Below are 24,183 nucleotides of genomic sequence, written 5' to 3' on the forward strand. Positions count from 1 at the left end.
CACGTCGCGGCGCCTACTTGCGCTGCGAGCTCTCGAACATGCGCTCGATGCGCTGCGAGTTCGCCTGGCTGGCGGACTTGGCTTCCTGCGCGGTCTGCATCGCGCGGTTCGCCGTACGCTGCGCCTCGTTGGCGGTCGTCTGGGCGGACTCGGCCTTACGCATGGCCTGGTCGACATTCGACTGCATGGCATCGTTGTTGCCGGCACAACCGGCAGCCGCGGCCACAACACCCACAACGAACGCGGATTTCAGCAGCGTCTTGGTCATAATGAGACTCCTGTCTTTCATACATATAACGCCGGGCGCGCGCCCGACAAGGCGTACACAAGCTATCACAGCGATGCGACTTTGTAGATTACGCCCGTTTACCGCGCGTTCAGCTTCACTTGTGGCTGACGCATCAATCGCGCGAGCATGCGCGCCCGCAAGCGTTCCGACAGTCTGAACCCATGACCGAAACCGCCATCGTCTTCGAAGAAATCGCCAGCACCAACGGCAAGCGTATCGGCCGGGCGACAATCAACAATCCCGGCGCGCTCAACGCCTTGACGCTGGACATGCTCGATCCGCTCCACAAGCAGCTCACCGCCTGGGACACGGATGCCGAGATCGCGGCCATTGTCCTCGACGCCAGCGGTGACAAGGCTTTCTGCGCGGGCGGCAACATCGTCGCGCTCTACAAGGGGCTGACCGGCCAGGGCGATCCCGACTATCCGGATCGTTTCTTTACCCTGGAATATCGCCTCTGCCACGCCATCCACATGCTGGCCACGCCCTGTATCGCCTGGGGTCATGGCCTGGTGATGGGCGGTGGCATGGGCGTTTTTTCTGCCGCTTCGCATCGAGTAGTGACCAGCGCGTCGACGCTGTCGATGCCGGAAATCAAGATCGGCCTGTTCCCGGACTGCGGCGCGACCTGGTTCTTCAATCGCCTACCTGGCCGGCTCGGCCTGTTTGTCGCGCTCGGCGGCGCGCGCCTTGGCGCCCAGGACGCGCTGCTTGCAGGCCTGGCCGACCGCGCGATCGATCACGACGCCAAGACCCAGGTCATCGACGCGCTCACCCAGATCAGCGACTGGGCCCAGCCGCATGCGGCCGTCGATCGGGTGCTGCGCCAGAGCGCAAAGGAACAGCCGGCCGAGCTCGGCCCATCGAAACTGCTCGAGCACGCCACGACCATTCGCGACGCCACTGATGCGGCCACGCTCGGCGGCATCGTCGGCGGCATCCGCAAGCTCGGCGACTCGAATGACCCCTGGCTGGCCGAGGCGGCCGCGAATCTCGACGGCGGCTGCCCGGTGACCGCCCACCTGATCTATCGCCAGCTCCGCCACGGGCGCTATCTGTCACTCAAGCAGGCCGTGATGCGCGAACTCAAGATGGCACTACAGTGCTGTCGTCACCCCGATTTCGCCGAAGGCGTGCGCGCGCTGCTGGTGGACAAGGACAAGACGCCGCACTGGCATTTCGAGTCGGTCTCGGCGGTGCCCGCCGATTATGTGGACGCCCACTTTCGCCCGCCGTGGGACGGCGACCATCCGCTGCGCGACCTGCCGGACGTCAAACCCTAGCTAGGACGAACAACTGAGCACGAGACCGCGCGCCCAGTCGGGCGGCAGTTTCGCGTAGTCGGCGTTTTCCGGCTGCTCGTCGAAGGGCCGACGCAGGATCGCGTGCAGCCGCTCGATCTCGCTGTAATCGCCTTCGTCGGCGCGATCAATCGCGTTTTGCGCCAAGTAGTTTCGCAGGATGTACTTGGGATTGGTCAGCCGCATACGCTCGGCGCGGCCGACATCGTCAGCGTTGGTATTGCCCAGGCGCTCGCGCCAGCGGGCGAGCCAGGCCGAAGCCGCGTCCCGATCGGCGAACTCGTCGATGAAAGGCGCATCGCTTGCCTCGGGGTCGGCCGAGACATGGCCAAGCGCGCGGAAGGTGCGGGTGAAATCGGCACCATCGGCGGCCATCGTCTTGAACAGGCCATCGACCAGCTCGCGATCGTCGTCGCGGGCTTGGCTCAGGCCGAGCTTGGCGCGCATGCGCTCCATATAGGCGTCGTCGAACACGCCGCGATAGCGCTGCAACAGCTTCTGGCCGATCTCGACCGCGGTATCGGGATCGCCCGACAGCAACGGCAGGATCGACTGCACGAAGCGGCCCAGATTCCATAGCCCGACATGGGGCTGCTGTTCATAGGTATAACGCCCGCCGGCGTCCGTGTGATTGCAGATCCAGTCCGGATCGAAGCTGTCCATGAAGCCGTAGGGGCCATAGTCCAGCGTGAGCCCGAGCACGGACATGTTGTCGGTATTCATCACGCCGTGACAGAAACCCACGGCCTGCCAGTCGACAATGAGCTCGGCGGTGAGATCGATCACACGCTCGACCCAGGTCCGGTAACGCTCGGCGTCGTCCTCGATCGCCGCGATCTCGGGGAAATGTTCCTCGATCACATGATCGGCCAGCGGCGCGAGCGCGTCGAAGTTGCGGTTCTCGAACAGGATCTCGAAGCTGCCGAAGCGCACCAGGCTGGGCGCGACACGGGTCATCACTGCGGCATGTTCGACCGTTTCGCGATAGACCGGCGCATCGCTGCCGACGATGGCTAGCGCGCGCGTTGTCGGAACCCCGAGCGCGGCCAGCGCTTCGCTGCCCAGATATTCGCGCACGGTCGAACGCAGTACGGCGCGCCCGTCGGCAAAGCGCGAGAACGGCGTCTTGCCAGCGCCCTTGAGCTGGATCTCGTAGGCCTGACCGCGGCTGTTGCGGATATCGCCGATGGTGATCGCACGACCGTCGCCCAGCTGGCCGGCCCAGACGCCGAACTGGTGTCCGCCATAGCGGTGCGAAACCGGTTCGCAGCCGTCCGGCAGGGCGTTGCCGGACAGCGCTTCGGCATAGCCGGCGGCACGAACTGCGTCGGCGTCGAGATCGAGCAGGGCGGCCACATCGTCGTTGAAGGCGATCGGATAGGGCGCCGGTAACGTGCTCGGCGCCTGGGCAAAGAACCACGGCTCGCCCAATGCGGCCTGGCGATTGATCCAGTTCAGCGCCAGCGCGCTCGTGGTCTGATCTGCGGTTGCTGCGTCACTCATGAGTTTAACAATGGCGACGCGCACGCGCTCAGACAAGCACGCCGACGATCAGATCACTTCTGGCCGTTCGCGGGCTGGCAGTAGGTCGCATCCGGGTCGCCGCTGCCGTCCTTGATCGCCACCTCACGGGACCCGTCACGGGCGCGGCATTCGGCCTGGCGGCGCTGGGTTTCGGCGCGCAGACGCTGCTGTTCCTGCTCGTAGGTCTTGCGCGCGTTCTGCAGACGCTCGATATCGGTCGACAGTGTGGTGTCTTCGCGATTGGTCGCGCCGCCGGGGCGGCTGGGCTCGCCGACGGCTTCAAAGGCATCGACGGGCTCGTCCAGCGGGCCCAGCTCGGCACGCTCGGGCTCGCTCGCACAGCCGGCAAACGCCAGTACACAGACAAACAGGGCGCTCGACAGCATCGCGCGCAGGCTCGGATAGGACATCGCTTTTCCCCCAACGGCTTGGATCTCGAGTCTAGAACAAATCGCGCCGCGAGGGGGCGTCATTCGCCTGTCATGACGGCAGGTTACAACGCGGCCTTGTTACAACGAGCTGATGCCCATGTTCGCTTCCGATGCCCGACTGCTGCTGCGTCTGTGGTTACAAGCACCGCGCCGTATCGCCACCGCTGCGCCGAGCGGGCGCGCCGTGTGCAACGCTCTGATCGACGATGCCACGAGTACTCACGCCCGCGACGGCTGGGTGGTCGAACTGGGCGCGGGCACCGGCCCGGTCACCCGACAGCTGCTCGCGCGTGGCGTGGCCGCTTCACGGCTATTGGCCGTGGAGGCCAACCCAGACCTGCACGCGCGCCTGTGCGAGCGCTTCGAGCCGCGGGTTCTGGCCTGCCACGACGCCACCAACCTGCCCACGCTATTCGACAGCCGGGGCATCACGCGCGTGGCGGCGATCGTATCGACCCTGCCGATCCTGAACATGCCGGTTTCGGCCCAGCGCGCCATCCTGGACGGCTGCTTCGAACGCGCCGGGCCAGATGCCAGCTTTACCCAGATCACCTACCTGCCGGGCTCGCCGGTACGCCAGCATCGGCTTGCGGAATGGGGCTATCGCGCCGAAGTCGCGCGCTTTGTGTGGTCGAACCTCCCGCCATCGACAATCTGGCGCTATAGCCGCGCCTGACTGCCTGAGCCCGACCTAAACGCGGTAGCATGCGCGCCTTGCTTGCGCGGACCATCTACCCATGCAGAGTATTCACGTTTCCCGTGTTTTCGAGGCCGATGCGGCCACGGTATTCGACGTCATCTCGGACCATGCCGGCTATGCCAGCCTGCCCGGCGTGCGCCGCGCCTGGCTGCGCCAGACGGGCGACGATCACCGCGACGGCGTGAACGCCGAGCGCGTGCTGGATCTCGGCCTGGCCCGGATCGTCGAGCGCATCACCGAATACGACCCCGGCAACGCGCTGGGCTACCAGATCATCGAATCGCCGCTACCGATCAAACACCTCGGCGCGCGCCTGCTGTTCGAAACGTTGCCCGGCACCACGCCGCGCACCCGCGTGCACTGGCGCTCGCAGCTGCGCGCCCGCACGCCGCTGGTCCAGGCACCGGTCGCCTTCGCCATTGCCCGTCAGATGGGCTTTGCCTACGGCATCGCGCTACGCATCTGGGCACGACGCCTGCGCTAAGGCCGGCGGTTTCTTTGGCGCGATACGGCGTAGCAGCACGCTCGTGTCGCGTTGCTACGCCACGCTCATCAGGCCTTGCCTTGCAACGCTAAAGATCGCCGGCAGCACAAGCCGGATGACGGCTACGGGCGATCCTGCGGCGAACGCTCGCGCAGCGCGTCGCGGATCTCGGTGAGCAGAACCTCTTCGGTCGACGGCGCAGGCGGCGCACTCGGCTCCTCGGCTTCCTTGCGCTTGAGCGAGTTGATTCCGCGCACTACCAGGAAGATCGCGAACGCGATGATCACGAAGCTGATGATGGTCTGGATGAAAATGCCGTAGTTGATCGTGACCGCGGGCGCTTCGCCCACCGCTTCACGGATCGTCACGCTGAGGTTGGAGAAATCCACCCCACCGATCAGGATACCCAGTGGCGGCGTGATCACATCGGCGACCAGCGACGACACGATCTTGCCGAACGCCGAGCCGATGACCAGACCGACCGCCAGGTCGATGACGTTGCCGCGCACGGCAAACGCCTTGAATTCACTTAAAAAACCCATGACTGACCCCCTTTAGGCAAGAACGCCTTTGGCAATCATAGCCCGCAGGCCCGCGAATCGGTAGCGTCGCCAGCCTGCCGGCGGGTCAGTCCCAGCCGATCGATTCGTAGCCCTGCTCGGCAAGGCAACGGTTCACATAGGCGCGATAGACGGGCGCCGGGTCGTTGCGATCGAACATGCCACGTATCAGGCCGGCGGTGGCGCCGCCTGCGGCACCGGCCACGGCGCCCCGCGCGGCGCTGCCATAGATGGCGCCGGCGACCGCGCCGCCCGCGCCACCGATCGCGCCGCTTTCAGCCGTGCGCCGGGCGACGTTGCCCTTGGAATAGTCGAGTCCGGCCGCCTCGGCGCGCTGCATACAGCCTTCGATGGCCTGATCGCCGGCCACGCCGCCGCGTTGCTGCAGGGTCGAGTTCGGATACAGCACCGGTCGCTGGCTCGCGCAGCCGGCGAGCAGCAGCACGCCCATACCCGCGCCCAACAGGGGATGACAAAGACGGGCCATGACAATACTCCTGGCGTCAGCCGCCGTAGGTCTGGCGCAGATAGCGCACGATATCCGCCGATTCATACATGGCCGTACCGGTGTTCGGGTCGATCAGATACGGCACCTGCATGCGCCCGGTGAGCTCGATCATGCGCTTGCGATTGCGACCCTGAACGGGCGTGTCCGGAAAGAACTTCGCGCGCACCCACGGGGGGCCCATGTCGGCCTTCACCGCCTTGCCCATGTTGCGCAGCACATAGGCCAGCTCGAGTTCGCACAGCGCTTCGCGCGCAATGCGCGAGAACGGGCTGGATTCGAAGCTGTAAAGCTCAAGCAGCTCGCCCGGGCCGCTGCCGTTGGCGCCGCGCGCGGTCATGCCGGCAAAGCCGCGCAGCGCGGTGGCCGCATTGGCGCCGACCTGCGCCAGCGGGCCCGGCGTGCCGGCATTGCGATTACGGCCTTCGCCGTAGCTCTCCCGCAGATAGGCAATGATCTCCGACGACTCGTAGAGCACGCGGCCGGTATTGTCGTCGACGAGCAGCGGGAACTGCTGGCGGCCGCCGATCCGCTCGGCTTCCGGGCGCCAGCGGGTGCCGCCACGCGGACAGGGATGGATCACCGCATCCAGGTCCAGCTCGGTCAGCGCCTCGCGCACCAGCCGGCAGAACGGACATCCCTCGTATTCGTAGAGCTTGAGCATCTTTTCCGGTTGACGGGACTTGCGGGCCCCATTTGTTCCGCGCCAGCCGCGCGCCGTGCTGGCCAGCGTGGATGTGAGCGCATTGACGATCTGCATCGTGCGTCTCGGTCGTGAAAACACCGATTTTACGCATTTGTCCGACGCGCACCTGAACGAGCCCACTTGTGGTCTGGCCTGTGCCTCGCCAGAATCCGCGCCCAGCGCGCCAGACGCGGTTTCAACAGCACGAATCGGGCCGATTGGATGGACAAGCACGACTTCGACTACGACCTGCCGGCGGATTCGATCGCCCAGCAGCCGCTGGCCCAGCGCAGCGCATCGCGCCTGCTCGCGCTCGATCGCGACAGCGGTCAGCTAAGCGACAGCGCAATCACCGATCTGCCGGCGTATCTCGAAGCGGGCGATCTGCTGGTCTTCAACGACACGCGGGTGCTCGCGGCGCGCCTGTTCGGCCACAAGAACAGCGGCGGCGCGGTCGAGGTGATGCTCGAGCGCATTCTCGATTCGCAGCGCCTGTCCGCCAAGATCCGCGCGAACAAGCCGCCGAAAGCGGGCACCGTGATCGTGATCGGCGACACCACGCTGACCGTCGAAGCGCGCGAGGGCGAGCTCTATACGCTGATACATACCGATGGCGAGTCCATCGCGACCATGATCGATACCCACGGTCATGTGCCGCTGCCGCCCTATATCCGCCGCGAGGACACCGCTGGCGATCGGGCCCGCTACCAGACCGTCTGGGCGCGGCACGACGGCGCGGTGGCCGCTCCCACCGCCGGGCTGCATTTCGATAGGCCGTTGCTCGATGCGCTGGCCGCCAAGGGCGTGGAATTCGGCTATGCCACGCTGCATGTGGGCTCTGGCACCTACCAGCGCCTGCGCGAGGGCGATCTGGCCGATCAGCGTCTGCATGCCGAACGCGTCACCGTGGACGCGCGTCTGTGCGAGCAAGTCGCGGCCGCGCACGAACGCGGTGCACGCGTGATTGCAGTGGGCACGACCGTGGTGCGCAGCCTGGAAAGCGCGGCGCGCCAGCCCGGCGCCGAGGGCTCGCTAGAGCCATTTCACGGCGAGACTGCGCTGTTCATCAAGCCCGGCGACCCGTTCCATGTGGTCAACGCCATGGTCACCAACTTCCACGAGCCGCAGTCGAGCCTGTTGATGCTGGTATCGGCCTTTGCCGGACGCGAGGCGGTTCTTGCCGCCTACGAACACGCGAAGACCGAGGGCTATCGCTTCCTGAGCTATGGCGATGCGATGTTCATCGGCGCGGGCTTGTCTACGTCGGGCTAGCTGCGAATCCGGGGTTGCCTAGCTGCGCCCCAGCCCCACCCGACGCACGAACGCCTCGAGCACGCTATACAGCCCGAAGGCCATCACCCCGATGCCGAGCACGCCCAGCAATACGCGGCCGTAGTCACGCTCCTGCACCCAGAGCATCACGCCTTCGATCCCGCGCGCGTCCGACGGATCCAGCGTGAGCGCCGAGTAGGCCACGAACGCGGCGATGCCGATGAACAGCAGGCCCCGTGAGGTCAGGCCGATGCGGCTGATCGGGTCGATCAGTTTCATCGCCAGAGGCGGCGCTTCGAACCAACGCCGAAACCCGCCGGTCACCGCCTTGTGAATATGGGCGATCCCCGCCCCGGCCACGATCAGGCCACCGATCACCACGATCCAGCGCCCGTAGGGCCATTCCAGCGTGCGTGCGACCGCGCTCTGTATCGGCTTGCTGCCGCTGTCGGACAGGCGCATGGCGATCTCGGCACAACCGAACGCCAGCGAGGCGTGCATGATCGCGCTGACCAGGAGCCCGATACGCACCGACAGGCCGCGCAGGCTCCAGCCATGCTCGTCCACGTCCAGCGTGGTCTGCACCGCACGCCACAGACTGTAGGCGAGCAGCCCCACGGCCAGCCCGAACAGCGCGATCTGGCCGCCCGCGTGGGTGCTGACCTCCTGCATGGCGCCGCGCACATCGCGTGCCTCTTCGAATTCCATCGCCGCATTCAGCGCCAGCGCGCCGACGGTCAGATAGACCAGACCACGCGCGCCGTAACCGACACGTGCGACCCATCGCACCGTCATGCGGGTGTAACTCATCGGGATTCCTCTGGGTATACTCGCCGCAAGCTTAAACTGCCTTGACCTGCTTATGGCGCCCCTGCCGTTCTGGCAACTCCTACTCGGCCTGATCTGTATTCTCGTTGCCGGGCATGTGCTGGCCTGGTGGGCCTGGCGTGCATTGGCTTTTTCCGGCCCACGCCTGGGGCGTGGCATTACCGGCATGGCCCGTCGCCGCAAGGCGCTGGCCTGGCTGCAGCGCCGCGCACCCGCGACCACGCGCTTCGTGGGCGCCCGGCTGACGGTCGAGCGCTTTTCCGGGCTGCCACTGACGCTGATCGCGGGCCTGGCGGTTTACCTCGTGTTTCTCGGCGCCGGCCTGCTCGAGGATCTGTTCGAGGGCGAAGAACTCGTGCAGTTCGACCAGCATGTGAACAGCGCGCTGGCCGTGGTGCGCAACCCGCATTTTCTCGAGTTCGCAGGCGCGATCACCGCCCTGGCCAACCTCGAGACGCTGATCGCCATCACGCTGGTCTCGACGGGCTTCCTCTGGGCCCATCGGCGCTTTGCCTATATCCCGGGGCTTCTGGTCACCGTGATCGGCTCGCAGGCCATCACCTATATCGGCAAATACGCCATCGCCCGCGATCGACCGGATTTCCTGACCTTTGCCAGCGCCAGCACGCCCTCGTTTCCGAGCGGCCATGCGACCGGTGCAATCGCGGTCTATGGCTTCATCATCTACGCCATTGCGCGTGATATCCCGGGCGTGCGGCGCCGCTTCGAGCTGGCTTACTGGGGCTGTGCGCTCATTGCCTTGATCGCCGCCAGCCGCGCCATCCTGTCGGTGCACTTCGCCAGCGACATCGCGGCCGGCCTGCTGGTCGGCGGCTTCTGGCTTTTATCGGGTTTCGCGCTTACCGAGTACCTGCGCCAGCGCGCCGACATGCCCGGGCGGTGACCCCTTCGTGCTAGATTGCATGCGGTAACAATAAATACCGATGCGTCTCAACGAGGGGAAAACCACATGATTTCCAAACTGTCACTCGGCTTTGCCGCCGGCGCGCTCGGCGGTCTCGCGACCGCGCTCACGATCTGGATCTTCGGCGTGCTCGGCATCAGCCAGGCCGCCGGTGTGAGCATCGCACCGGCACTCGGACCGACCTTTCTCTACGGCCCGATCATCTGGGGCGGTATCTGGGGCTGGATCTTCCTGACCCCGCTGGCTGCCGGCCTGCCCCTGTTCGCACGCGGGCTACTGCTCAGTCTCGGCCCGTCGCTGGTGCAGTGCTTCATCGTTTTCCCGTTCAAGCTCGACGCCGGCATGCTCGGTCTTGCCGTGGGCACGCTGACCCCGCTGTTCGTGCTGATCTTCAACGCCGTATGGGGCCTGGTCACGGCCGCGACGCTGCGTGCCCAGGGCGGCAGCGCACTGCCGGGCAGCCGCTTCTAGCCGACAGGGCTCGAGCAACCGGCCCGGCGCGCCCTGGGCGTCGGGCCGGCGCTATCCGCCGGCGTGTTCGGCTTCGTCGCGCTCGAACTGTTCCTCCAGTTCGTGCGCGGCTTCCATCACCAGCTTGGCGTAGCGGGTGTCGTCGTCGGCCGCTTCGTAGTGCTCGAACAGACGTTTTTCGTCGTGACTACGGAACATCCGCTTGGCGCGATCGACCTCGTCGGACTTGAAGCCGAGCGTCTTCAGCGCATCGCCGGCCAGCTCCAGGCTGGACAGGAAGGTCTCGCGCTGAAGCACCGTGATACCCAAATCCATCAACTCGTAGGCATGTTTGCGGTTACGCGCGCGGGCGATGATCTTGAGATTGGGGAAATGCTCGCGGACCGTGCGCGCCGTGCGCAACGATGCCTCGCGATTGCCGATGGCGAGCACGAACAGGCTGGCCTCTTCGGCCTTGGCGGCCCGCAACAGGTCGAGTCTCGACGCATCGCCGTAATAGACCTTGTTGCCGTACTTGCGCACGAAATCGACCTGATCGGCGTTGATCTCGAGCGCGGTGAAGCCGACATGCTTGGCGCGTAGCAGACGCGCCACAATCTGGCCGACGCGGCCGAAGCCGGCGATCACCACCGGGTGCTCGGAGCCGTCCGGCGTATCGAAGGTCGGCTCACTCTTGGGCGTGCGCCAGGCGTTGTAATAAGCCACCAGTTTCACGAACAGGGGCGTGACCACCATCGAGAGCGTCACGGTCGCCACCAGCAGGTCGGCCTCGGCCTGGACGAACAGCCCGCCTGCCACCGCCGTCGACAGAATCACGAAAGCGAACTCACCGCCCTGCGGCAGATAGGCCGCCAGCCCGCGCGACGCGCTCCAGCTCAGCCCCTGACGGCGGCCAAGCACGAACAGGATCGCGGCCTTGGTCAGCACCAGCCCGACCGTGAGCGCGAGCAGGAACAACGGCTGGGCGGCGATCAGTCCGAGATTGATCGACATGCCGACCGCGATGAAGAACAGCCCGATCAACAGATCCTTGAACGGTTCGACGTTGGCTTCGAGCTCGTGCCGGTACTCGGAATCGGCCAGCAGCACGCCGGCAACGAACGCGCCGAGCGCGACCGATACCCCGGTGGCCTCCATGATCACCGCGGTGCCGACCACGATCAGCAGCGTCATGGCGGTGAAGATCTCGGGCATGCGGGTCGCCGCGACCAGCCGGAAGATCGGGCGCAACAGATAATGGCCACCGACCACCATGGCCGCCATCACCGCCGCGATCTTGAGCGTCTCCAGAAGGGCGCCGAGAAAACTCACCGACTCGCTGCCGGACGACAGCAACGGCAACAGCGCCAGGATCGGAATCACCGCCAGGTCCTGGAACAACAGGATCGCGAAGGCCGCGCGCCCGTGCTTGGCGGTGAGTTCGCCGCGCTCGGCCAGCAATTGCAGCGCGAACGCCGTTGACGAGAGTGCAAGCGCGAGACCGGCCACGATCGCGGGTGCGAGCGGCAGATCGAGGAACAGCGACGCCGCGAGTGCGAGTGCACCGGCCGACAACGCCACCTGCATCCCGCCCAGCCCGATGATGGTCTTGCGCAGCGCCCACAATCGCTTGGGCTGCATCTCCAGGCCGATGATGAACAACAGCAGCACGACGCCGAACTCGGCGATATGCAGGACTTCATCGACTTCGCTGATCAGCCCCAGACACCAGGGCCCGATGACCACGCCGGCCGATAGATAGCCCAGCACCGACCCCAGCCCCAGGCGCTGGGCAATCGGCACGGCGACAACCGCCGCGGCCAGGAAAATCGCGATCTCTTCGAGTAACGGCTCCACACTCCACTCCCTTGCGACATGGCCCGTGATCGGACTTGTCAGGCATGATTCTAGCCGAGTACCCGGCGCCGAGGAGCCCGAATGCCTGCCCCGAAAATCCATCATCTGAACTGCGCCAGCATGCATCCGCTGGCCGGCTTCCTGCTCGAACATCGGGACCAGGCCCGCGATTACGCCGGGCTGGTGTGCCACTGCCTGCTGGTCGAGACGACCGACGGCCTGGTGCTGGTCGATACCGGCCTCGGCACGGCCGACGTGGCCGGCGGCCGCCCGCGTCTGGGAACGATGTTCAGCCACGTCGTACGCCCCGCGCTACGGCCCGAGGAAACCGCGCGCCATCAGGTCGAGGCGCTGGGTTTTTCAGCCGCCGACGTGCGCCATATCGTGCTCACCCATTTAGATGTGGACCATGCCGGCGGCGTCGGCGACTTCCCGAACGCCCGCGTGCACGTGCTGGCCGCCGAACATGCCGCCGCCGAGGCGCGCCGCCACGTCAAGGAACGCGACCGCTATCGACCGGCCCAGTGGCAGGGCCACGACGACTGGCAGCTCTACGACGCGACCGGCGAGGCCTGGAACGGTTTCGACGCGGTACGCGCGGTCATCGATACCGACCCGGATATCCTGCTCGTACCGGTCACCGGCCATACCCGCGGCCATGCCGCGATTGCCGTGCGCCACAACCAGGGCTGGCTGCTGCACGCCGGTGATGCCTATTTCCATCGCGATGAAATGGCGGCCAAACCCTGCTGCCCGTTCGGCCTGCGCCTGTTCCAAGCCGCCGTCGGCGTCGACAACGCGGACCGGCGCCGCAACCAGGCGCGGCTGCGTGAACTGGCGCTCGGCCATGCCGACGTGAACGTGTTCTGCAGCCACGACCCGGTCGAATTCGCCCGTGCCGGCGGCGTGCCGGGCGGCTGATCCGGGCCGCCCGCGATGGGCATGAGGTTGGTAAGCTCGGTGCGTTCAGAAGACAACAACAAACCGCGATGAACCGAACCCTGATCCGCCGCGTCTGCTCGTTGCCGGAGTACTGCGCATGAGCACCGACACGCCCCCGGGCAAGAGCGAAGGGCCGCGCGCCGGCACCATGGCCCGCCAGCAGGCGATCTATACCGCCGGCATGTCCGGGCACAAACCCACGGTGCCCATCGACTACAGCGCGCTCGAAGCCGCCGCCGAAGAGGCGATGTCGCGCGAGGCGTTCGCCTATATCGCCGGCGGCGCCGGCCGCGAATCGACCATGAGCGCCAACCGCCGCGCCTTCGAACGCTGGCGCATCGTGCCGCGCATGCTCCGCGATGTGGACAGCCGCGATACGTCCATCGAGCTGTTCGGCCGGCGTCTGAATCAGCCGTTCGTGCTGTGCCCGATCGGGGTGCTGGAAATGGCCCACGACGAGGCGGATATCGCCGTGGCACGGGCGGCGGCCGCGCGTGGCGTGCCGATGCTGTTCTCCAACCAGGCCAGCCGGCCGATGGAAGACTGTGCGGCCGCGATGGATACCGTCACGCCCGGCGCGCCGCGCTGGTTCCAGCTGTACTGGTCGAAATCCGATGCGCTGGTGGAATCGCTGGTGGCTCGGGCCGAGGCCTGTGGCTGCGAAGCGCTGGTGGTCACCCTCGACACCACGCTGCTCGGCTGGCGTTCACGCGATCTGGATATGGCGCATCTACCGTTCCTGCTCGGCCAAGGCATCGCCCAGTACACCTCGGACCCGGTGTTCCGAAAGAGTCTGGCCGGCGCCAGCGATAACGGCCCGCGTCCGAAGATCACCACCCGCACGCTGCGCAACGTGCTCGCCGCGGCACGGCATTTCCCGGGTTCGAGCCTGCGCGCGCTGACCAGCGGCGAAGCGCTGGCCGCCGTGCGCCAGTTCATCGCCACCTATTCACGCCCGAACATCACCTGGGCGGATCTGGCCTGGCTGCGCGAGCGCACGCGCCTGCCGATCGTGCTCAAGGGCGTGCTCGACGGCGCCGACGCGAAGCTGGCGGTGGAACACGGCGTGGACGGGCTGATCGTGTCCAACCACGGCGGTCGCCAGGTCGATGGCGCGCGCGCCAGTCTGGATGCGCTGCCGGAAATCGTGGCGGCCGCACCGGATCTGCCGGTGATCCTGGATTCCGGCATCCGCGGCGGCGCCGACGTGTTCAAGGCCCTGGCGCTGGGCGCGACTGCTGTGGGGCTGGGCCGGCCCTATGCCTACGGGCTGGCGCTGGCGGGAGAGACCGGAGTCGGCGAGGTACTCGACAACCTGGCCGCGGACTTCGAGCTCACGATGGCGCTGGCCGGCTGTGCCGATATCGCCGCGATCCGGGCCGGCGATACGCGGCTGGTTCGCGACGAAACGGCGCCAGGCTAAGGCGGCGAAGCGACCGAGCCATGTTCGAGTTCTTTCCCTGGCTGATCGGCCTGTCGGTACTGGCCCTGTTCTGGTGGCAGTCGCTAGGCGCGCGCTGGAGCGCCCGGCGCGCGGCGCTGAAAGCCTGCGAAGAAGCCGAGGTGACGTTCATCGACGAACTGGCCTTCCAGCGTCTGTCGCTGGGCCGCGGCACGCTCAAGCGCCGCTACCGTTTCGAGTTCTATCGTCGCGGCGACCGGCGCTATGCGGGCTGGGTCGATATGCGCGGCCAGCGGGTCGAACACGTGGAGATGGACCCGCACCCGTTCTAGTCAGCGATCTGGCGCCGCTATTCGGCCCGGCTGGTCGTTGAGCGGCCTGCGGTCAGGCGCGCGGGTCGCCGCGCCGGATCTGGTCGACCCATTCCTCTTCGCTGATCACGCCTTCATCCTCGGCTCGGCGCTGGTCGGCGTCGGAAAGCACGTCCTGCAGCCCCTCGATACGCTTCCAGCCGGCCAGCGGCGCCTCGGCGTCGGCCACCGGTACATAAGACGAGGCGGCGACGCGCTGGTAGCGATGGATATAGCGCGGACAGTTCTGCCAAAGATCGTCGACCGCCACCCGTACCAGCAGATCCGCACCCGGCCATTCGCCGATCAGCGGATCGTCCGCGCTGACAGTCGCCCGCCCCTGTACACGCAGGCGATGCGGGGTCTCGAAATCGATGAACAACAAGCCGATTTCGGGGTTCGATTGTGCGTTGCCCATCGACAGATACATGCCGTTGCCGTCGTAATTGGGAAACACCAGCGTGCTGTCGTCGAGCACACGCACGAAACCGGGCGCGCCCCCCTTGTAGGACACCGTCGGCCGACCATCGGGGTCGATCGTGGACAAAAAGAACAAGTCGCGACTTTCGATGAAGGCGCGTGTCTCGTCCTCGATGACCGTCGTCGCGGCCGCGGTCTCGATCCGGTCGGCCAGCGCACGGGTGTGGAAACGATCCTGGAGTGCGCGATGGGGCGCGCCGTAGAGTCGGCTCATGCATGTCTCCGCCGTCGCCCGGTCGGGCGGTACGTCGAGACTGGGCCGGGCGGCGGCGCGGGTCAAACGTCCCCGCCGCCGTTACCGACCCGTTCTACAGCGCCTTGCGCGGGTCGGTCTCGGCGATCATGGGCCGGTCGGCAAAACGCTCGCGCAGGTCCAGCAGCGGGTGATGGCTGCTGAAATCGAAAAGCGACCGCATCTCGGCCCAGTCGACGAGACAGAACAGGCACATGCTCGGGTAGTGCCAGGCGTCGAAGACGCCATCGGCAGCCATCTCCGACAGCGCGTCGATGGAGCGCGCGATGCGTTCGTGCTGGAGGGCGTAGAAATCGATCTCGTTGCCGGTATCCAGCCCGGAGCGCTTGGACAAGGCGACGGTGACCATCGAATCGTTGGCCGCGTCGATCAGCGTGAGCTGGTTTTCCTGCGCCCAGCTCAGGCTTTCCATGCCCATCTTCTCGCTCAGATAGCGCGCGATCACGCGCGAGTCGTAGATCGAGTGCTCACCGTCGATCAGCATCGGGATCTTGAGCGCCGGATTGTGCTGGCGCAGCTCGTCACGATCGGCGCCGTAGATATCGAGGCTGGCGAATTCGTAGTCGGTATCGCCCAGCAGCAGGCGCGTGCGGCGCACATAGGGCGATGTGCCTGAACCCAGCAGTTTCATGTCGTTTCTCGGCGGATGGAATGACCCGGGCGATTCTACGTGCGCGGAACGGCCGGGCACAGCTAGACTTCGAGCTCTTGCCCGCAGCCCGGAAAACCGCGATGAAACCGACCCCCAAAGCCGATATCACCCTGCGTTTTCTCGCCGAGCCGTCGGATGTGAACTTCGGTGGCAATGTGCACGGCGGCAATGTCATGAAGTGGATCGACCACGCCGGCTATACCTGTGCAGCGAACTGGAGTTCGGCCTACTGCGTGACCGTATACGTGGGCGGCATCCGCTTCCTCAAGCCGATCAGCGTGGGCGATCTGGTCGAGCTCAAGGCCGAGCTCATGCATACCGGCCGCACGAGCATGCATATCTCGGTGAGCGTGCACGCCCGCAATCCGCGGGACCCGGCACGTCGGTTCACCACCCACTGCATCCTCGTGTTCGTGGCTCTGGACGATCAGGGCAAGCCGGTGCGCATTCCGGATTTCGTGCCCGAATCCGAGCATTCGCAACGTCTGAACGCCTACGCAAAACGCATGATCGAACTACGCGAGCAGATGCAGAGCGAGGCCCAGGCCTTTCTTACCGAAATGGACGTCTGAAGACGCGCTCGCTTCGTCGAATCCATGCGCCGGAACACAGGATCTGCTGGCGCCTCAAGGTCTACGGCGACCGGCTGCGTCATCCGATCGTCGTGCGCATGTTGTAATCTGTGCCTGGTCGGACACGCTCGGCGGGTTCGGCTTCGCCAATGGGGGACTGTAAAAGGCATGGCGAAAAGCGCAGGCAATTGCGGTCGAATCGAACGGTATTGACGCCGATGGAACCCTGATCGATGCCGCCTGTCTTTTCTTTCGAGTTTACGAAGAGCGAGCCATGAATCGACGCAATCTGCTGAAGGCCTCACTGGCCCTGACCACCCTGGGCCTGCCGACCTTCCCACTATGGGCCAAGACTCTCGGCGAGGATTCACCGGGCAAGCCGTTCGACTTCGAATGGCTCAAGCAACACGCCAAGGCAATGGCCGACAAGCCGCACAAGTCCAACGCCGAGGATTTGCCGGACACGCTGTCGAACCTGCAGCCGCTCGACTATCAGAAGATCGCCTACGACCGGGCCAAGGCGCTTTGGCATGGCAATTCTGATTTCGACCTGCGGATCAATTTCTTTCATGTCGGCATGCAGTTCGATGTCCCGGTGCGCATGCATGCGGTCGATCCGAACACCAACACCGCGCGCGAAATCCATTTCCGCCCCGAGCTGTTCAACTACGACAGCTCCGGCGTGGATACCGCGCAGCTGCAGGGCAAGGATCTCGGCTTTGCCGGCTTCGTACTCGCCCGCAACCCGGAATCCGACATCATCGACGAGGCCGGCGCCTTCCTGGGTGCAAGCTATTTCCGGTTTATCGACGAGAACAAGCAGTACGGCATCTCTGCGCGTGGCCTGGCGGTGGATACCGCCACCGACGACACCGAAGAATTCCCGGATTTCACCGAATTCTGGTTCGTACAGCCGGAAAACGACAACCGCCGGGTCACGGTCTACGCGCTGCTCGACTCACCCAGCGTGACCGGCGCCTACCGTTTCGATATCGACGTGCAGAAGAAGGGCACGGTCATGGATGTCGACATGGAGATCTTCACCCGCAAGCCGATCGAGCGCCTGGGCATTGCGCCGATGACCAGCATGTTCCTCAAGGGCACCAGCCAGCCGCGCGGACGCGACACGATCCATCCCCAGGTCCACGATTCGGACCGACTAGAGATGTGGCGCGGCAACGGCGAATGGGTCTGCCGGCCGCTGTTCAATCCCAAGACACTGCAGTACAACGCGTTTCCGGACGAGAATCCGCGGGGTTTCGGGCTCGTGCAGCACGACCACGATTTCGACAACTACCGCGATGACGTGGCCTGGTACAACCGCCGCCCGAGCCTCTGGGTAGAGCCGACCAGCGACTGGGGCGCCGGCGAGGTTGCCCTGATCGAACTGCCCACCGTGGGCGAAACGGTCGACAACATCGTGTCGTTCTGGATACCGCAGGAGCCGGTCGAGGCCAACCAGCACCTGCATTTCAGCTACAAACTGCACTGGCTTCCGTTGCCGCCGGTCGGACCGACGCTCGCGCAGGTGGAAAAGACCTGGTCAGGCATGGGCAACGTGCCGGAAGGCTGGATTCCGGGCGATCGCTCGCCCGAGGAATATGCCCGCCGCTTTGCGGTCGATTTCGTCGGCGACGAACTCGACGACCTGCCTGCGGATACCGATGTCGAGGCACGCGTGGAAGTTTCCCGCGGCAAGCTGGGCATGATCGAAGCCCGGCGCTTCGAACCGATCAAGGGCTATCGCGCCATCTTCGACTGGGTGCCGGAAAGCGATTCGGACGAAGCGGTTTCGATCCGCCTGTTTCTGCGCGCCGGTGACCGGCCGCTGACCGAAACCTGGCTCTACCAGTGGGTCCCGCCCAAGCCCGAGGATCGCTATTACTAGGCGCAGCGTCCCGGCGGCGCCAGGCCGGCGCAGGCTGTCTTGAGCGGCGTCTTTCTGGCACTGGCCTGGCGGCTGCCGTTATTGGTCCTCACCCTGGCGGCCAGCGGCTGGGGCGCGCTGGCGCTGCATTTTCGCGGTCCGGAGCATGCGGCCGTTCGCTGGGCGCTCATCGCGCTCTGGCTCGCAGCCGGTGTGGCCACACTCGTGACAGTGGCGCTGCCGCGCGCGCCGGCATCACTCTGGATCGGCCCCGGCCTGTTCGTGTTCTCGATACTCGTGTTCGCGGGCTGGTGGCAGGGCATTCAGCCAAGCCATGACCGCGACTGGGCGGATGACGTCGCTCGTTTGTTGAAGGCCGATATCGACGGCGATATCGTCACCCTCGAGAACGTACGCAACTTCGACTGGCGCAGCCGCAGCGATTTCGACGCTCGTTGGGAGACCCGCCGCTACGATCTGACCCAGCTCCAGAGGGCCGATCTCGTCGTGTCTTACTGGATGGGTCCGGCCATTGCTCACACGCTGGTCAGCTTCGGCTTCGATGACGGCCGCCAACTCGTGTTTTCGGTCGAGGTACGGCGTACCCACGGTCAGGAGTTCTCTGCGCTCGGCGGTTTTTTCCGCCAGTCCGAGCTGGTGCTCGTGGCCGCCGACGAGCGCGATATCGTGCGCACCCGCAGCAACGTGCGCGACGAACAGGTCTATATCTACCCGGTCGCCATGCCGCGCGAAGAACTTCGTTCGCTGTTCAGAGCCTATGTCGACGAGGCCCAGCAATTGGAGCGGGAGCCACGCTTCTACAACACCCTGCTATCGAACTGCACGACGATCGTCTACGACATGGTCAAGCGCATCGTCCCCGGCCTGCCGTGGGACTATCGACTGCTGCTGTCGGGCTATCTGCCGGACTACATCTACGATCTCGGCGCGCTGGACACGCGCCAGCCGTTCGCCGAACTCCAGCGCCGCGGTTATATCAACGAACGCGCTATCGCCTCGGACGTGGACGGACACGCCAGCCCAGCGTTTTCGGCTGCGATCCGCGCCGGCGTGCCGGTTCCCGAACGCCCGCCGGGCGACTGACGCGCACCGGCCCGCGCCGGAGTGCGCGCGTCCGGGCTGGCCAAACCGGCCGATCCGCGCAACGATGGCAGGGCGCAGGTCCCAAGTCGGCCGCGCGCCATCGTCAGGGGAGGGCCTGCCATGTCGAAGCGTTCGATGATCTTTGCCTTTGTCGTACTGCTGCTGTGCAGCCTGCCCGGCGCCGCGCTTGCCGAGGCGCTCGAACCGTCGCCGGCTCTGTCACCCACCGACGTGGTCCGCGCCCAGCTTGCCGCTCTGCGCGCCGAAAATCGCGACAACGGCGCACGTCGTGCCTTTCGTTTTGCTTCGCCGGCCAATCGCCAGACCATCGGCAGTGCCAGCGATTTCGCGGCCGTGCTCGAACAGGGCTATGCCGACATGTTCAGCCAGGTGCGCGCTCGCGTGAAGCTACAGCAGCGCGACGGCGATCAGGCGCGGGTGGTGGCCGAACTGGAGCAGATCGACGGCCGCCAGAGCGCCTATGTGTTTTTCCTGAGCCGTCAGCCAAGTGGCAACTGTGAAGACTGCTGGATGACCGACGGCGTCTATCCGCTGGAGTCGACCCACGACGCACCGATGTACAGCATCTAGGCCGAAGCGGTCGCGTCGGAGTCGTTGCACCGCTCAGGCGTGGGGTGGCGGTTGCGCCGGCGGGCTCGCATCATTGTTCAGCGGCGCGCCAGCGACCTGGTCGCGACCGTTGTTCTTGGCGTCGTAGAGCGCGCGATCCGCTGCATGGACCAGCACGTCAATATCCGCGTCGCTGTCGGCATCAAAATTCGGCTCGAACGTGGCCACCCCAGCACTGATCGTCATGGTGAGCGTCCGGTCGGCTACGTCCGGGATCGTGAAAGGCCGCTCCCGCAACGCGACTCGCATCCGCTCGGCGACCTCTAACGCCTCGTCGAAGTCCGTTTCCGGTAAAAGCACCACGAACTCCTCGCCGCCGAAACGCGCCATCAGATCGCTCTGGCGTATATAAGGCGTCAGCGTCTCGACCAGGTGGCATAGCGCGGCATCGCCCGTGGCATGGCCATAGGTATCGTTTATGCGCTTGAAATGATCGATATCGACAAACATCAGACTCACCTTGCGGCGGCTGCGCCTGTGGCCTTCGAGGGTCCGCTTGCCTTCGATCAGGAAATAGCGCCGGTTGGCGAGGCCGGTCAGGGCATCGGTCACGGCAAGCGCCTCGACCTGGCTGCGATAGATGAACACCCGTGAATACAGGAATTCGCACAGCAACTGGATACAGACGATAGGCAGGAATCCCATCCAGACATAGGCGTTGTACACACGCCAATCGAGCCCCGCAGACAGGCCGAGCGGCTCGACCAGCATGGGAAAGACACAGATCAGGGTGAGGACCAGAACCGCAAACGTGATCGATTGCCCGACCACGAGAAACGGCCCGAATATGAAGAAATAGAGAAAACCGCCGACGCCGTAGACCGGCCCGTTCTCCAGGATCGAAAGGATCTGGATAAATGCCGCAGATGCCACCAGCGGCATGAGCATTGCGCCGATCCGCGCCGTGAACGAATGAATGTTGCGCCAACTCGCAAGGGTCCAGACCACGATCGCCCCGCACTGGACCAGGCGAAGCCAGACAGCGCGGCCGGCGTTGTCGGGATCGATCGCGTAATCCCAGGAGATGGTCAGCAAAACGAAAAGCGCCGTGATCACCAACGCGCCGCGGGTGAACAGGCGAAAGTCCTCTGCCTTGGTCGTGAGGTATTCGGCACTGTGGATATGCCGCAGCCAGCCCACGAGTTCCCGCGCGCCGCGACGCACAATCGTGTTCGCCTCACGAAAGGTCATCTACAGTCCTTCGTTGCGGGCCAACGAACGGGCGGAACCCTTGCCCCGAAAATTCATCTTAACGGTTGCGCGCGTTGTGAGCACGATGTAAACCCCGCAGAAAGCGGGCACAATCCACTAGCCCGTGAGCCTCTTGTACATCACGAAGGCATCGACTTCGCCTTCGACAGGGTGGCGGAACGCGCCGGGCAACTGCCCCACGATCTCGAAACCGAGTCGCTGCCACAATCGCACGGCGCCGGTATTCGTTTCGACCACCAGGTTGTACTGCATGGCACGAAAGCCGTGGGCAATGGCCTCGCTCTGCGAGTGTTCACACAACGCCGATGCCACGCCCCGGCCGCGCGCTTTCGTCGCGACGATGTAGCCGCAGTTGCAGACATGATTGCCAAGTCCGGGCTGGTTCGGTTTTAGGAAGTAGGTACCCAGCAGCTCACCGGTCCCCGCATCGACAGCCACGAAGGTCGCGACCGGTTGCTCGATCCAGACGGCTCGCGCCTGCTCTTCGGAGATATCGGTCGGGTAGCTGTAGGTCTCGCCGGCACGAAAGACCGGCTCGATCAAGGCCCAGAGCTCGGCCCAGTCGTCGCCACGGAATCTGCGGATCGCGGTCATGGTCGACGCTCTCCTAGGCACTGCCGCTGTGGTCGATGATCTGCCCCGGGGCGCCCTGCTCGAAGCGCTGTTTCAGATCGTCGGGAATCGGCGTCTTGGCGAAGGGCTCGGTCGTCATGAGCACATAGGTCGCTTCGGCACGACACAGCGGTGTGCCGTCCTCGGCGCGCACGATGTCGTATTCGATCGCAAACGATGTCCGTCCGACGCGGATAACCTGTACCTGGACATCCAGCACCTCGTCGAAATGAGCGGGTGCCTGCCACTCGAGCGTCAGCTTGACGACCTGATTGTCGAGCCCGCGCGCCAGAAGCTGTTGATAATCCCGCCCCAGCGCACGCATGAACTCGGTCATCGCGAGATCGACATAGTCCGCGTAGCGGGCATTGAACACGACCTGCTGGGCGTCGCATTCGTTATAGCGCACGCGGAACCGGTAGCGAAAAGGGGCGGTGCTCATAGCGTTATCCGGCCGGGCAAACGCGCCACGCCGAGCGGCATGGGCCGTATGCAGAGAAAAGGGATGCGATCTGTCATTCTGACCGAGCACATTACCAGCAGCGCCCGCTCATCGCAGGCCACACCCATGATTCAGCAAGCGATTTTTGGTAGCGACACGCCCAAGCCGTATGCTCGCCGGTTCGCCGACGACAACAGCATCCCCAACAGTCGCCATCCCGTGCTCATCTATCGTGCGAACGCCGCCGATCAAGACGGGCTGGCGAACCGGCTGGAACAGCTATTCGCATCGCACGGCTGGCCGCCACAGTGGCGTGGCGGCGTATTCGACTACCACCACTACCATTCGAACGCGCACGAGGTCCTTGGCGTTGCAAGCGGCACGGCCATGCTGATGCTCGGTGGCGAACAAGGGGAAACGGTAGACATCGCGCCGGGTGACGTCGTCATCCTGCCTGCCGGGACTGGCCACTGCCGTATCCAGGCGAGCGTGAATTTCGAACTGGTCGCCGCCTACCCACCCGATCAGCAAGACTGGGATCTGTGCCGGCCGGGCCAAGTCGACCTCGGCGCAGCCCGTGATCGAATCGCCACGCTGACTGTGCCAGAGCAGGATCCCGTTGCGGGCGCTGAGGGGGCTCTGGTCTCACTCTGGCGTTGACCACCGATCGACTGTTCTGTCCATGGCGGCCGAGCCATGCACAATAAAGATCTCGATCTCGCGAACGACGAGCAAGGAGTATCGCCACATGGGGCTGCAGAACGATCTGACCCGCCGACTGAATATCACCTATCCCGTGATTCAGGCGCCGATGGCCGGCGGGACCACCACGCCGGAACTGGTGGCCGCTGTATCGAACGCCGGCGGACTCGGTTCGATCGGCGCCGGCTACATGCCCCCCGAGGCGCTCGAGGCTGCGATTACCCGCACCCGCGAACTCACGGATCGTCCCTTCGCGGTGAACCTGTTCATACCGAACGCATTCGCTGTCGATGACGATCGTGTCGAGCAGGCCAACGCCCGCCTGGACGATTTTCGTCGCGAGCTCGCGATAGAACGACCGACGCCGCCCACGCAATACGCACAGTCTTTCGAAGACCAGTTCGAAGCCGTGGCAAGCGCCGGCGTTTCCGTATTCAGTTTCACCTTTGGCCAGCTCGAATCGGGCCGTATCGAACGCCTGCACGCTGGCGGCACTACCGTGATCGGCACCGCAACCACCGTCGCCGAGGCGCGCGCGCTCGCGCTGGACGGCGTAGACCTGATTGTGGCCCAGGGCGCCGAGGCGGGCGGGCATCGCGGCACTTTCCTTGGCAGCTTCGAACAGGCCTTGGTCGGCACCATGGCACTCGTTCCCCAGATCTGCGATGCCGTCGATGTGCCGGTAATCGCCTCCGGCGGCATCATGGACGGTCGCGGTCTGGCAGCCGCCACCGCGCTCGGCGCGCAGGGCGTTCAGATGGGCAGTGCCTTCCTGACCTGTCACGAAAGCGGCGCCAAGACGGCCCATAAAAAAGCGCTGCTCGCCAGCGGCGAACGCGCAACGATGGTGACTCGAGCGTTTTCCGGCAAACCCGCTCGCGGGCTCGCGAATCGGTTCATCGCGGCCATGGCGTCACTGGAGCCGGCGCTGCCCGATTACCCGGTGCAGAACGCCTGGACGAAGGATATTCGCGCGGCTGCCGGACAAGCCGGCGACGAGGCTTTCATGTCGCTATGGGCCGGGCAGGCGGCTGCACTCTCGCGGGAGGTGGCCGCGGCAGATTTGCTTGATTCGCTGATCACCGACTACGCGCGTTATATCGACGGTGTCAAAAACGATAGCGACTGAATGTTTCACGGGAAACTTCGTAA

The 24,183-nt window shown here is 65.2% G+C and carries 28 protein-coding genes; 15 read left to right on the plus strand and 13 right to left on the minus strand.

Annotated elements, in window-relative coordinates; genetic code table 11:
• Positions 1-13: 13 nt before the first annotated feature.
• A complete protein-coding gene (locus SADO_RS07975; RefSeq protein WP_209062678.1) occupies positions 14-268 on the minus strand; it encodes an Lpp/OprI family alanine-zipper lipoprotein in 255 nt (84 codons plus the stop codon).
• Between the two features lie 182 nt (positions 269-450).
• Between SADO_RS07975 and SADO_RS07980 the strand changes: the two genes are divergently transcribed.
• Positions 451-1,572, plus strand: a complete 1,122-nt coding sequence (locus SADO_RS07980) for an enoyl-CoA hydratase/isomerase family protein (RefSeq protein WP_353110647.1) — start codon at positions 451-453, stop codon at positions 1,570-1,572.
• Here the strand turns inward: SADO_RS07980 and SADO_RS07985 are convergent, their stop codons facing one another.
• On the minus strand, positions 1,573-3,093 hold the full coding sequence (locus SADO_RS07985; RefSeq protein WP_353110648.1) for a protein adenylyltransferase SelO: 1,521 nt from the start codon (positions 3,091-3,093) through the stop codon (positions 1,573-1,575).
• 53 nt (positions 3,094-3,146) lie between these two features.
• Positions 3,147-3,524 carry a hypothetical protein gene (locus SADO_RS07990; RefSeq protein WP_353110649.1) on the minus strand — a complete coding sequence of 126 codons (378 nt, stop codon included), beginning with the start codon at positions 3,522-3,524 and terminating at the stop codon, positions 3,147-3,149.
• A 118-nt stretch (positions 3,525-3,642) separates the two neighbouring features.
• Between SADO_RS07990 and SADO_RS07995 the strand changes: the two genes are divergently transcribed.
• The gene (locus tag SADO_RS07995) at positions 3,643-4,221 is read left to right on the plus strand and encodes a class I SAM-dependent methyltransferase (protein ID WP_353110650.1); all 579 of its coding nucleotides are present in this window, start codon (positions 3,643-3,645) and stop codon (positions 4,219-4,221) included.
• A 61-nt stretch (positions 4,222-4,282) separates the two neighbouring features.
• Positions 4,283-4,729 carry an SRPBCC family protein gene (locus SADO_RS08000; protein ID WP_353110651.1) on the plus strand — a complete coding sequence of 149 codons (447 nt, stop codon included), beginning with the start codon at positions 4,283-4,285 and terminating at the stop codon, positions 4,727-4,729.
• 122 nt (positions 4,730-4,851) lie between these two features.
• On the opposite strand, the gene mscL is transcribed toward SADO_RS08000, so the two are convergent.
• From mscL to SADO_RS08015, 3 genes are all read right to left on the minus strand, one after another.
• Entirely contained in the window at positions 4,852-5,271 is a 420-nt protein-coding gene (gene mscL, locus SADO_RS08005; RefSeq protein WP_353110652.1) for a large-conductance mechanosensitive channel protein MscL, read from the minus strand.
• A gap of 85 nt (positions 5,272-5,356) precedes the next feature.
• A complete protein-coding gene (locus tag SADO_RS08010) occupies positions 5,357-5,776 on the minus strand; it encodes a hypothetical protein (RefSeq protein WP_353110653.1) in 420 nt (139 codons plus the stop codon).
• A 16-nt stretch (positions 5,777-5,792) separates the two neighbouring features.
• Complete coding sequence (locus SADO_RS08015; RefSeq protein ID WP_353110654.1) at positions 5,793-6,554, minus strand: glutathione S-transferase N-terminal domain-containing protein; 762 nt, start codon at positions 6,552-6,554, stop codon at positions 5,793-5,795.
• 147 nt (positions 6,555-6,701) lie between these two features.
• Here SADO_RS08015 and queA point away from each other — a divergent pair, with 147 nt between their 5' ends.
• A complete protein-coding gene (gene queA / locus SADO_RS08020; RefSeq protein WP_353110655.1) occupies positions 6,702-7,751 on the plus strand; it encodes a tRNA preQ1(34) S-adenosylmethionine ribosyltransferase-isomerase QueA in 1,050 nt (349 codons plus the stop codon).
• 18 nt (positions 7,752-7,769) lie between these two features.
• On the opposite strand, the gene SADO_RS08025 is transcribed toward queA, so the two are convergent.
• Positions 7,770-8,561, minus strand: coding sequence for a DUF1206 domain-containing protein (locus SADO_RS08025; protein ID WP_353110656.1), 792 nt, complete (start codon positions 8,559-8,561; stop codon positions 7,770-7,772).
• 52 nt (positions 8,562-8,613) lie between these two features.
• Between SADO_RS08025 and SADO_RS08030 the strand changes: the two genes are divergently transcribed.
• Together SADO_RS08030 and SADO_RS08035 are read left to right on the plus strand one after the other, a co-directional pair.
• Positions 8,614-9,483: a phosphatase PAP2 family protein gene (locus SADO_RS08030; protein WP_353110657.1), complete on the plus strand. Its 870-nt coding sequence runs from the start codon at positions 8,614-8,616 to the stop codon at positions 9,481-9,483.
• Between the two features lie 66 nt (positions 9,484-9,549).
• Positions 9,550-9,975, plus strand: a complete 426-nt coding sequence (locus SADO_RS08035) for a hypothetical protein (RefSeq protein ID WP_353110658.1) — start codon at positions 9,550-9,552, stop codon at positions 9,973-9,975.
• A gap of 51 nt (positions 9,976-10,026) precedes the next feature.
• Here the strand turns inward: SADO_RS08035 and SADO_RS08040 are convergent, their stop codons facing one another.
• Positions 10,027-11,811, minus strand: a complete 1,785-nt coding sequence (locus SADO_RS08040) for a monovalent cation:proton antiporter-2 (CPA2) family protein (RefSeq protein ID WP_353110659.1) — start codon at positions 11,809-11,811, stop codon at positions 10,027-10,029.
• A gap of 81 nt (positions 11,812-11,892) precedes the next feature.
• Here SADO_RS08040 and SADO_RS08045 point away from each other — a divergent pair, with 81 nt between their 5' ends.
• The 3 genes from SADO_RS08045 (at position 11,893) to SADO_RS08055 (ending at position 14,487) form a co-directional block, all read left to right on the plus strand.
• Positions 11,893-12,732, plus strand: a complete 840-nt coding sequence (locus tag SADO_RS08045; protein ID WP_353110660.1) for an MBL fold metallo-hydrolase — start codon at positions 11,893-11,895, stop codon at positions 12,730-12,732.
• A 118-nt stretch (positions 12,733-12,850) separates the two neighbouring features.
• Positions 12,851-14,176, plus strand: coding sequence for an alpha-hydroxy-acid oxidizing protein (locus tag SADO_RS08050; protein ID WP_353110661.1), 1,326 nt, complete (start codon positions 12,851-12,853; stop codon positions 14,174-14,176).
• A 20-nt stretch (positions 14,177-14,196) separates the two neighbouring features.
• Positions 14,197-14,487, plus strand: coding sequence for a DUF3301 domain-containing protein (locus SADO_RS08055; RefSeq protein ID WP_353110662.1), 291 nt, complete (start codon positions 14,197-14,199; stop codon positions 14,485-14,487).
• Positions 14,488-14,539: 52 nt separating this feature from the next.
• On the opposite strand, the gene SADO_RS08060 is transcribed toward SADO_RS08055, so the two are convergent.
• Together SADO_RS08060 and SADO_RS08065 are read right to left on the minus strand one after the other, a co-directional pair.
• A complete protein-coding gene (locus SADO_RS08060) occupies positions 14,540-15,199 on the minus strand; it encodes a pyridoxamine 5'-phosphate oxidase family protein (protein WP_353110663.1) in 660 nt (219 codons plus the stop codon).
• A 94-nt stretch (positions 15,200-15,293) separates the two neighbouring features.
• Entirely contained in the window at positions 15,294-15,869 is a 576-nt protein-coding gene (locus tag SADO_RS08065) for a glutathione S-transferase family protein (protein ID WP_353110664.1), read from the minus strand.
• A gap of 101 nt (positions 15,870-15,970) precedes the next feature.
• Here SADO_RS08065 and SADO_RS08070 point away from each other — a divergent pair, with 101 nt between their 5' ends.
• From SADO_RS08070 to SADO_RS08085, 4 genes are all read left to right on the plus strand, one after another.
• On the plus strand, positions 15,971-16,462 hold the full coding sequence (locus SADO_RS08070) for an acyl-CoA thioesterase (protein WP_353110665.1): 492 nt from the start codon (positions 15,971-15,973) through the stop codon (positions 16,460-16,462).
• Positions 16,463-16,736: 274 nt separating this feature from the next.
• On the plus strand, positions 16,737-18,350 hold the full coding sequence (locus SADO_RS08075; protein WP_353110666.1) for an OpgD/OpgG family glucan biosynthesis protein: 1,614 nt from the start codon (positions 16,737-16,739) through the stop codon (positions 18,348-18,350).
• 39 nt (positions 18,351-18,389) lie between these two features.
• Positions 18,390-19,433 (plus strand): Lnb N-terminal periplasmic domain-containing protein, encoded by a 1,044-nt coding sequence (locus SADO_RS08080; RefSeq protein ID WP_353110667.1) that lies wholly within the window; start codon positions 18,390-18,392, stop codon positions 19,431-19,433.
• 120 nt (positions 19,434-19,553) lie between these two features.
• Positions 19,554-20,024, plus strand: coding sequence for a DUF4864 domain-containing protein (locus tag SADO_RS08085; protein ID WP_353110668.1), 471 nt, complete (start codon positions 19,554-19,556; stop codon positions 20,022-20,024).
• Between the two features lie 33 nt (positions 20,025-20,057).
• Here the strand turns inward: SADO_RS08085 and SADO_RS08090 are convergent, their stop codons facing one another.
• The 3 genes from SADO_RS08090 to SADO_RS08100 form a co-directional block, all read right to left on the minus strand.
• Positions 20,058-21,254 carry a GGDEF domain-containing protein gene (locus SADO_RS08090; RefSeq protein ID WP_353110669.1) on the minus strand — a complete coding sequence of 399 codons (1,197 nt, stop codon included), beginning with the start codon at positions 21,252-21,254 and terminating at the stop codon, positions 20,058-20,060.
• 117 nt (positions 21,255-21,371) lie between these two features.
• Positions 21,372-21,869, minus strand: a complete 498-nt coding sequence (locus SADO_RS08095) for a GNAT family N-acetyltransferase (RefSeq protein WP_353110670.1) — start codon at positions 21,867-21,869, stop codon at positions 21,372-21,374.
• 13 nt (positions 21,870-21,882) lie between these two features.
• A complete protein-coding gene (locus SADO_RS08100) occupies positions 21,883-22,329 on the minus strand; it encodes an acyl-CoA thioesterase (protein ID WP_353110671.1) in 447 nt (148 codons plus the stop codon).
• A gap of 126 nt (positions 22,330-22,455) precedes the next feature.
• Here SADO_RS08100 and SADO_RS08105 point away from each other — a divergent pair, with 126 nt between their 5' ends.
• Both SADO_RS08105 and SADO_RS08110 read left to right on the plus strand, forming a co-directional pair.
• Positions 22,456-22,989 (plus strand): cupin domain-containing protein, encoded by a 534-nt coding sequence (locus SADO_RS08105; RefSeq protein WP_434547897.1) that lies wholly within the window; start codon positions 22,456-22,458, stop codon positions 22,987-22,989.
• Positions 22,990-23,077: 88 nt separating this feature from the next.
• The gene (locus SADO_RS08110; RefSeq protein WP_353110673.1) at positions 23,078-24,160 is read left to right on the plus strand and encodes an NAD(P)H-dependent flavin oxidoreductase; all 1,083 of its coding nucleotides are present in this window, start codon (positions 23,078-23,080) and stop codon (positions 24,158-24,160) included.
• Positions 24,161-24,183: the final 23 nt, after the last annotated feature.

The sequence above is a fragment of the Salinisphaera dokdonensis CL-ES53 genome, assembly GCF_040361215.1.
GTDB classification, from domain to species: Bacteria; Pseudomonadota; Gammaproteobacteria; order Nevskiales; family Salinisphaeraceae; genus Salinisphaera; species Salinisphaera dokdonensis.